Below are 7,351 nucleotides of genomic sequence, written 5' to 3' on the forward strand. Positions count from 1 at the left end.
CTGTTTCAGCTGCCCTGACGGAAATGCTGTTATTTCTGTGCCTGATGCAGTCGTTGCTGGCGTTTACGCAACACAAATTCACCCAGCAATAATCCACCCATCAAGACATAAGAGATCAAGCCGTTATACATCACCCAAATTTTCATCGGTGCAAAGAAAACAGTGATCAGGGCAATGACCGCATTGATGCAAAAAAAACCACACCAAACTTTGGTCACTTGACGGGTCCATTCGACTCCTTCTTCTGGCAGATTAGGCTCTGCCAAACGTGCAAAACGCTCAATCATTGAAGGCGGTCGAATCAAGGTGCTGGCAAAAATAAACAGCGCCCCAAGACTCATAAAGACAGGATAGAGTTTAAGCCACGCATGATCTTTTAAAATCAAACTCAGCCCGCCACATAAAATGGCAAAACCTGTCAATGGCCACAGCAGGGCATTGCCCTTACTCAAGAGACGTAAAATGCCCAGTACAATCAATACCGCACTGACCCAGACATACTGTCCATGTGCCAAAGCATAAGCGACAAAAAAAGGATAGAGGATCAAACCGATCCCTGCTACCCCTTTTAAGATGTTGTTCATGCAACTGACATATTCTGAATCACGACCACCACATCTTGAATGGTGCGCACATTTTTAAAATCTTCAGGGTTGACTTGTTTGCCTGTCAACTCTTTAATTTTTACCACCAAATCAATGGCATCAATACTGTCAACATCGAGGTCTGAAGCTAGGTTTGACTCTAATTGCACATCTTCAGGCGCAATTTCAAACAACTCTTCCATCCATTCACGTAATTTTTCTAACACGGTTTCTTGTGCAAGCATAGCAACCTCTTATGCTGTTTTCTGTGCTTCAACCAAAGCCACTAAGCTTTGAATTGATTTAAAATGTTCTTTGGTTTCTGCAGACTCTGCATTCAAATGAATGCCATAACGTTTTTTCAATGCCAAGCCTAATTCAAGGGCATCAATCGAGTCCAAACCTAGACCAGCGCCAAACAAAGGCGCGTCTGTATCAATGTCTTCAATACTGATGTCTTCAAGGGCAAGGACATCAATAATCATTTGCTTTAATTCATCAGCAAGATTCGTCATTTAGGGATAACTCTTGGTTAAAAAACCATTGTAATTGTTGATTTAATTGACGTACATTTTTTGGATTAACCGTTACGTCATCCAATACGTCTTCCACTTGGATCGCATCCAAGACTTTTACATGGATATGAAAAGGCTGTTCTGGAATGTGATACCATTTTTCGTTTTTGGTGAGTGTCGAGGGCGTACAGCTAATTAGCACAGGCCGAATCGGTACCCCTGCCCTTAGTGCAATATTGGCTGCGCCGCGCTGAAACTCGTTCAACTGCTCACCTTTTGCTGTTCTTGTTCCCTCAGGAAAGATCAACAAGGACGCGGCATGATCCTGCTGCAATTTGTGTACACAGTCCTGAATAAATTGTTCAGAACCCGCATTTAAAATATATCCCGCACTTTGCACAGGACCTTTGGTAAATGGATTTGACCACAGTGCCTGCTTAACAACACAGTTTGCTTGCTCCATTAAACCAATTAAAACCACCACGTCAATCAGTGTCGGATGATTGGCAATCACCAACTCCTGTTGACTGTTTTTTAATTTCTCTAAACCTTCAACCGTATAAGTCATAATGCCCAGTTTCACCATCATTTCGGTGAAACCTTTAAAACTGTGTTTAATCACCTTTTGAGTGCGCTGTTTTCGGACATCCAGATCAGACGAACTCAGCTTAACCAGAGGGGCAACCAAACCGCCAATCGCCACACCGCCTAAGCCAAAGCTGGCAAAGCTAAATCCTGTCGCCCCAACCCGCCATGCATAGTTGGCTTTTTGCTTGATTCGATTTAATTTCAGCATTTCGTCCACGCTTCAGATTCAGTTTGCTCAGGATTAGTCCAAAACGTGTTAAATGCTAAAGCTTGCTGATAGGCTGGCGTTGCATTCGTATGCTTTGGCATCAATATCAAATTTGCAGGCGCTAATGAAATCATCGCTGCCATCGCAAAAGCAGAAAATGGCTGATGCTCGATATACATTTCAGGCAAGGCTTCATCATAATACACCAGCAAAACCTGACAGGCTTCTGGCCTTGTTTTTAACCATGCATAAGCTTCAATCAACCCATCATTCCACGAACCTGCCAAACTGGTCGCAGGTGTCGCATCCTGACATAAAATAGAATATAAGCCTGAAATTGCATTATGTACCGAGGTTGAAAATTGAGTCGGTGAAGGCGTTTGCCCTCTCAAGACATCTTCTAATATATTCAGCGTTTTGGCTTCATCACCATATTGCGACACCCAAACAATATAATCGACATTGCAGGTATCTAAAGCTTGTATGGCACAATTCAAAGCCAGTTTTGCCAGACGAGACAAACGTCGGCGTTGCATCGCAGGAATGTATTCTATAGCTGATAACTTTTGATCAATCGAACTTAGATTTAAGTGGGATACGTGGAGTTGCATCATCGTGATCAGTGTTTAAAAAATTGACAAATTATCAGGTTCGCAATTATAGCACCGTGTCAAATTTTTCACAAAATTTAACAAAACTACGTTGTTTTCAAAAAGGCTTTGTTGCACAAAGATTTCATAACTATATGATTTTAAAAGTTTTGATTATTTTTTGATCCAAAATTAAATTTATTTAAATCAGATGCTTACATATTTATGCAACAAAGCCAGTCAGGAATATTCCTTTCCGTATAATAAACATTCCACATCTCTCTCCTTTAATATGCTTACGCACTCAGAATTTTTTATTTTGTGGAAAGCATAACTACTATCATGCACTCCCAACGAAGACAAATATTGAATTAACTCACCTCTTGTCATTACGAATTTCCTTTAAATATGGATTATTAGGATCTAAAAGTTCCTGAACAGATTTTGGCAACTTATACTGAGTTCCTTGGCCAGGTTGTCCAAACCATGGTAAGATTTTTGATTCAGCTGTAGGAGTAATAGGCTTTATAACTTCATATTGCCTATAAGGTTTATTTAATGAGCTAAAAGGTAATGCACGTTTTTCAATTCACATGGATTTATTCATTTTTCTTGCTTCATCAGCTACCCTATAAAAAATTTCTGAAGCTATATCATCTAAAGGTTCAATTTCCCTTACTGTCTGTACCCCAATAATAATTTCAGATATTCGACTTTTATCAATATCCATATTTTTTTCAAAACTTATTAAATATTCAATTTGGTTATAAATAGATTTCAACACAATTAAATCTGGATATAAACCCATTAGATTCTCGCATTTTTCTAGTGCAATATAAAATAGTTCTAGCCGTTTATTCATTAATCACTTCACCTGTTTTAAATTTTCTTTGTTTGGAACAAAATACTGTGTACCACCACCTTTTGCTGGATAAGGTTTATTCGGATCAGTCCATGTATCAACAATTTCTCTAGCTTTTGATTTAAGCGCCTCTGTTTCCTTTACTGGAGAAAAAGTAATTGGCACTCTTCCTGCTGGGTTAATTCCTAAATGGTTTGCTGGAGTACCAACTGGTGCAAAATAATTGCCAATTCTACCATCTTTAATATGTTGCACATATTTTTCATCTATTTTCAATGTTGTTCGATTCACTGGAAAATTAAAATCTATGCCATCAACATGTGATCTAGCTCTTTCAGTAGAATACCCAACTTTACCAATATAGAAGTCCATTGCTTTGTGATGATCGAAGTTAGATGCGTTTCTTGCCTCTTGACTAACTTTAATATTCTCTAAAACTTTCTTAGCCTGTTTCGTATCATCAAATTTTGCTATTACTTTTCCAGTAGCTTTACTTACTATTCCAGCCCCTTTACCAACAGGAATTAATTCATATATTTCTGTAGGAACTATGATCATTGCTAATTCTTTCGAATTATTAATGATCCTTTGCCCTGTCCATTCACTACACTGTCCAGCGGAAATACCACTTTGTTTACAAAGGTCATTGTATTGTTCAGATTTTTTCTTGGCATAAGCACCAGCAATGGAAGCATTATTATCAACCGCATTCTGAGCACTTTGCCCAGTCTGAAGTGTAGAGCCGATATCACCTGTCGTTGCACCTACACCAGATGCAACTAAACCAGTGATTGAACTAATAGTAGATTTCTCATCTGCAGTTAAATCTTTTGCCTCTTTGCCATACAAATAGCTTGATAGTAACGGTGTCGATGCTTCCGCTCCACCTGCTGCTAAACCTGCCGTTAAAGCATCATTTCCACCTGCTGCTGCAACCGCCGCACCCAATAGCGTATGTGCTAAAATATGCGCTGTACTTCCTTCTGCATCATTAGATTTAAAGTATTGACCAATCTCGCAACTTGCCGCAGGGCTTAATGTAGCTGCCGCTATGCCTAAACCTGAACTCGTTGGTGCTGACAATCCTGTTGAAATTGTATCAAGCAGGACACCAAGTTTCTGATAGTTATCAACCTTTTCATTGTATGTGTTAAGTTGATCTTTCTCTTGTGTACTATTTCAGCACACATCATGTCACCGTCGTTCTTGACTATATTTTGTCCAAATCAAATTTGGTGTGCCATCGTATAAACAAAAACATAAATCTGGCCACTTATGATTATTAGTGACCATTACCCCCCCACCCTTTTAAATTTGGAAAATCTGCATAATAAGTTGAATGTATATACCAACCTTCAGCATCAGGAGTCCAAAAACCTTCTTCAGGTAATAATAATTGATGTTTTAAAGTTCCATCAGAATTATAAATCGCAGCATTGTTTGGACACAAAAATTTCTTGTTATTCTTATCAAATATAAGAATTAAATTTTTATGGTTAGGTAACACTGAGACAGTACCCGATTCGTCTATGATTTTTTTTCCCGTATCAGTAACGATGCAAGTACCCACATTAATTAATGGTTTTTTTAAAGAATCAATTTTTTTCCAATCCCCGATTGAGTCAAATTTTTCCTGACTAAAAACTAAAACTTCTACTTGTTGCGCATTAATTGAAGACTTAAAAACGTAATATATTTCTTTTATATTTTCTTTACTCATTACTTTATTTCCTTAACATTATTCAAATCTAATTTGAATAACTCTGGATTACTCCTAGCTGTATTGGACATAAAATTTACTTGATGTGCGTTACCAGATAAAACTTTACTAGTTTTATAATCATACATTTTACTAGCTTGTGCTAGCTGTTCATAAGCTATCTTTTCTGCTTGTTTTAACCATTCCTCTCTTTCTTTTTTACACTTGTAGAATGAATTACGGTTGACATTAATACCATCAAAATCACTAATTAAATTATATGAAAAGGTCTAAGCACTTTATATTTATGATAAGCACTTGGTACATTAGTACATAGTGGTAATTATCGTTTATCAAACGAATAATCTAGGCTGACCAAATATATACCTACCTCTGGTCCATATTGATCTAAAAACTCAACGTCGTATTTGTTGTCCAGTTTTCAACAATACTCCTGTATTAATATCAACAGCATATAAGTCATAAAAACTACTATCATGTGGATTATCCTCATGATCTAAAATAACACTTGGTAGATTAGGATATTTCATTGATGATTGTGCAAATGAGAAGATATATCCATCCTTCCAAGGACTTTTTATTTGTCGACGTAAGCTACCGTCAGCATTATAAATCGCACCATTACTAGGCTGATCAAAAAACCAAGGATATTTTTTCTCTTTGCTTAATCCACTCGGCTCTTTCCCATAAATCACCATAAATCCTGTCTGATCTGGTAATACTTCAACACTTTCTGAAATAGGTAATACAAATTCACTACCATCTTCATAAATTATTTTTTTTTCACTTTTGATTACTTTTGCATATCGAGAATGAATCAACTTTGCCTTTGATGTTTCGAAATCAAGCTCAGGATATTCAATATATTCAAATGTTTTATTATCATCATACTGTGTGGTTTGTACAACATGTTTTATCATCATTACTTAATTTCCTTAATGGAAAGTTCATCAATTTCAAACAATTGAGGATTACTACCTGGATGTGTTTTAAATTCAACCTGATGTCCACCACCTGGTAATCGTTCCTTAGTATTTGTACTCCACATATCACCAACAATCCCTTCCCTAACTTGTACAACAGCCAGTAGATTACGCATATCAGAAAATGGTCAGGCTATCATCGTCGAAGTTTGGTTGAAACTAAGATGCATTGCATAAAGTTATTATGGGGATAAACTCAGTTCGAGAAACTTTCAAAGCCAAGTCAATGAGATTCATGCACGTGTAGTAGTCCTCAACAGATTTACAAAATTAGGTCGTCCTCATACTCAAGCGATCACTTGAGTTCTGTTCAAATGAGCAGAGTGCTGTCTTTTAAATCTTTGTGCAACAAAGCCGTTTATGAGTGATCTCTCGTTGTACTTTTGTACTCAAAATCAAACTCCTGTGGCATTGGATAAAATTTACCAAAATGTCAGCAGAAGTTTTATTTTTCACAATTTATATTACTTATAAATCTTCAAAGTAAAGGCTAATTCTATCGACTGTCCATTTAACTGTTTTATTATCTAAATATCCAAAATCACTTTTCAAAATTTCATCTTCAAAAATTATTTCATTCACATAAATCTTCCCATTACGTAATACTCCTATTATTTCATACCCCAAACTATTATCAATTTTCCGAAGCGTGGATATTTCATCTGATTGCTCTAGAATATATTCATCTAAAACTGTTGCTTCTAATTCAACCAAATACTCATTTTTGTAATTAATATCTTCTGGAACATATGAAGCAAAAACATCTAATACTTCATCACAAGTCCGGATTGTTAAAATATTATCAAGTTCAATATCAGGTTCAATAATTTTTACTAAGTATTTCATTTTACTACCCTTATAACCTTATCTTGTGCATTACCATTGATTGTTCTCCAAAAATCCTTACCAGTCTGAGTATGAATTGTTGTAATATGTCCTTTAGAATTAGTACCAACAAGTGCAAACTTTGCTTCCCCGCGAGAGTTATTTCCTAAAAAGTCAACATAACCTGTTCGTTTTTCTCCCTTATAAATATACTCAACCTTCTTCCCATCACGAATTATCTTCTGTCCAAAGTTTAAGTAATCATCGACGTTCTTAACACCATATTGTTTAAACTCTTTACCATGTTTATCAAAATGTGACTGTAATAACTTATTATCTCCAAATCTAGTAAGTTGACAAAAATAACTAATCATGCGAAAAAGTTTTTTTAGTTAACAGATGTTCACACATGCCTCGAATTGTTTCTGTACCACTTAGTTTAGAACAGCGAGAACGACTCATTTTTCTGGCCAAGC

At 36.4% G+C, this 7,351-nt stretch carries 13 protein-coding genes and 3 pseudogenes; 2 read left to right on the plus strand and 14 right to left on the minus strand.

All coding sequences use genetic code 11. From position 1 onward, the window contains the following. Window positions 1–29: 29 nt before the first annotated feature. The 12 genes and pseudogenes from FTU92_RS13145 to FTU92_RS13200 form a co-directional block, all read right to left on the minus strand. Window positions 30–584, minus strand: a complete 555-nt coding sequence (locus tag FTU92_RS13145; RefSeq protein ID WP_005090850.1) for a septation protein IspZ — start codon at window positions 582–584, stop codon at window positions 30–32. Then, a complete protein-coding gene (locus FTU92_RS13150; RefSeq protein ID WP_005090852.1) occupies window positions 581–829 on the minus strand; it encodes an acyl carrier protein in 249 nt (82 codons plus the stop codon). Before FTU92_RS13150 ends, FTU92_RS13145 begins: the two co-directional genes overlap by 4 nt. Before the next feature lie 9 nt (window positions 830–838). After that, window positions 839–1,099, minus strand: coding sequence for a phosphopantetheine-binding protein (locus tag FTU92_RS13155; protein WP_180096415.1), 261 nt, complete (start codon window positions 1,097–1,099; stop codon window positions 839–841). Further along, a complete protein-coding gene (locus FTU92_RS13160) occupies window positions 1,083–1,895 on the minus strand; it encodes a 1-acyl-sn-glycerol-3-phosphate acyltransferase (protein ID WP_005090856.1) in 813 nt (270 codons plus the stop codon). The genes FTU92_RS13155 and FTU92_RS13160 overlap by 17 nt, the downstream gene beginning before the upstream one ends. Further along, a complete protein-coding gene (locus FTU92_RS13165) occupies window positions 1,889–2,509 on the minus strand; it encodes a beta-ketoacyl synthase chain length factor (protein WP_005090858.1) in 621 nt (206 codons plus the stop codon). Before FTU92_RS13165 ends, FTU92_RS13160 begins: the two co-directional genes overlap by 7 nt. A gap of 352 nt (window positions 2,510–2,861) precedes the next feature. Continuing rightward, entirely contained in the window at window positions 2,862–3,074 is a 213-nt protein-coding gene (locus tag FTU92_RS14260; RefSeq protein ID WP_081377758.1) for a TNT domain-containing protein, read from the minus strand. Beyond that, window positions 3,075–3,347, minus strand: coding sequence for a hypothetical protein (locus tag FTU92_RS13175; protein ID WP_180061280.1), 273 nt, complete (start codon window positions 3,345–3,347; stop codon window positions 3,075–3,077). It lies immediately after the preceding gene. A 3-nt stretch (window positions 3,348–3,350) separates the two neighbouring features. Continuing rightward, window positions 3,351–3,905: a polymorphic toxin type 46 domain-containing protein gene (locus tag FTU92_RS14265; RefSeq protein WP_373686067.1), complete on the minus strand. Its 555-nt coding sequence runs from the start codon at window positions 3,903–3,905 to the stop codon at window positions 3,351–3,353. Between the two features lie 135 nt (window positions 3,906–4,040). Beyond that, window positions 4,041–4,523 (minus strand): annotated as a pseudogene (locus FTU92_RS14270) (VENN motif pre-toxin domain-containing protein); the annotation flags it as partial. 106 nt (window positions 4,524–4,629) lie between these two features. Continuing rightward, complete coding sequence (locus FTU92_RS13190) at window positions 4,630–5,067, minus strand: hypothetical protein (RefSeq protein WP_180096416.1); 438 nt, start codon at window positions 5,065–5,067, stop codon at window positions 4,630–4,632. A gap of 395 nt (window positions 5,068–5,462) precedes the next feature. Next, window positions 5,463–5,990 (minus strand): hypothetical protein, encoded by a 528-nt coding sequence (locus FTU92_RS13195; protein ID WP_179994746.1) that lies wholly within the window; start codon window positions 5,988–5,990, stop codon window positions 5,463–5,465. Further along, window positions 5,990–6,166, minus strand: a complete 177-nt coding sequence (locus tag FTU92_RS13200; protein WP_180096417.1) for a hypothetical protein — start codon at window positions 6,164–6,166, stop codon at window positions 5,990–5,992. Before FTU92_RS13200 ends, FTU92_RS13195 begins: the two co-directional genes overlap by 1 nt. A 3-nt stretch (window positions 6,167–6,169) precedes the next feature. On the opposite strand from FTU92_RS13200, the pseudogene FTU92_RS13995 reads away from it, so the two are divergent. Beyond that, window positions 6,170–6,353 (plus strand): annotated as a pseudogene (locus FTU92_RS13995) (IS5/IS1182 family transposase); the annotation flags it as partial. 165 nt (window positions 6,354–6,518) lie between these two features. Here the strand turns inward: FTU92_RS13995 and FTU92_RS13205 are convergent. Together FTU92_RS13205 and FTU92_RS13210 are read right to left on the minus strand one after the other, a co-directional pair. Next, the gene (locus FTU92_RS13205; protein ID WP_179994748.1) at window positions 6,519–6,896 is read right to left on the minus strand and encodes a hypothetical protein; all 378 of its coding nucleotides are present in this window, start codon (window positions 6,894–6,896) and stop codon (window positions 6,519–6,521) included. Further along, window positions 6,893–7,249: a hypothetical protein gene (locus FTU92_RS13210; RefSeq protein WP_180096418.1), complete on the minus strand. Its 357-nt coding sequence runs from the start codon at window positions 7,247–7,249 to the stop codon at window positions 6,893–6,895. The genes FTU92_RS13205 and FTU92_RS13210 overlap by 4 nt, the downstream gene beginning before the upstream one ends. Before the next feature lie 35 nt (window positions 7,250–7,284). Between FTU92_RS13210 and FTU92_RS14195 the strand changes: the two are divergent. After that, window positions 7,285–7,351 (plus strand): annotated as a pseudogene (locus FTU92_RS14195) (helix-turn-helix domain-containing protein); the annotation flags it as partial.

Source organism: Acinetobacter sp. YH12205 (genome assembly GCF_013418125.1).
Lineage (GTDB): Bacteria > Pseudomonadota > Gammaproteobacteria > Pseudomonadales > Moraxellaceae > Acinetobacter > Acinetobacter towneri.

Coding starts and splice junctions, on each gene's coding strand:
- FTU92_RS13195 (WP_179994746.1), bottom strand. CDS start 5,990: ATGATGATAAAACATGTTGTACAAACCACACAGTATGATGATAATAAA.
- FTU92_RS13155 (WP_180096415.1), bottom strand. CDS start 1,099: ATGACGAATCTTGCTGATGAATTAAAGCAAATGATTATTGATGTCCTT.
- FTU92_RS13205 (WP_179994748.1), bottom strand. CDS start 6,896: ATGAAATACTTAGTAAAAATTATTGAACCTGATATTGAACTTGATAAT.
- FTU92_RS13145 (WP_005090850.1), bottom strand. CDS start 584: ATGAACAACATCTTAAAAGGGGTAGCAGGGATCGGTTTGATCCTCTAT.
- FTU92_RS13200 (WP_180096417.1), bottom strand. CDS start 6,166: ATGCGTAATCTACTGGCTGTTGTACAAGTTAGGGAAGGGATTGTTGGT.
- FTU92_RS13150 (WP_005090852.1), bottom strand. CDS start 829: ATGCTTGCACAAGAAACCGTGTTAGAAAAATTACGTGAATGGATGGAA.
- FTU92_RS14265 (WP_373686067.1), bottom strand. CDS start 3,905: ATGATCATAGTTCCTACAGAAATATATGAATTAATTCCTGTTGGTAAA.
- FTU92_RS13175 (WP_180061280.1), bottom strand. CDS start 3,347: ATGAATAAACGGCTAGAACTATTTTATATTGCACTAGAAAAATGCGAG.
- FTU92_RS13165 (WP_005090858.1), bottom strand. CDS start 2,509: ATGATGCAACTCCACGTATCCCACTTAAATCTAAGTTCGATTGATCAA.
- FTU92_RS13190 (WP_180096416.1), bottom strand. CDS start 5,067: ATGAGTAAAGAAAATATAAAAGAAATATATTACGTTTTTAAGTCTTCA.
- FTU92_RS13210 (WP_180096418.1), bottom strand. CDS start 7,249: ATGATTAGTTATTTTTGTCAACTTACTAGATTTGGAGATAATAAGTTA.
- FTU92_RS13160 (WP_005090856.1), bottom strand. CDS start 1,895: ATGCTGAAATTAAATCGAATCAAGCAAAAAGCCAACTATGCATGGCGG.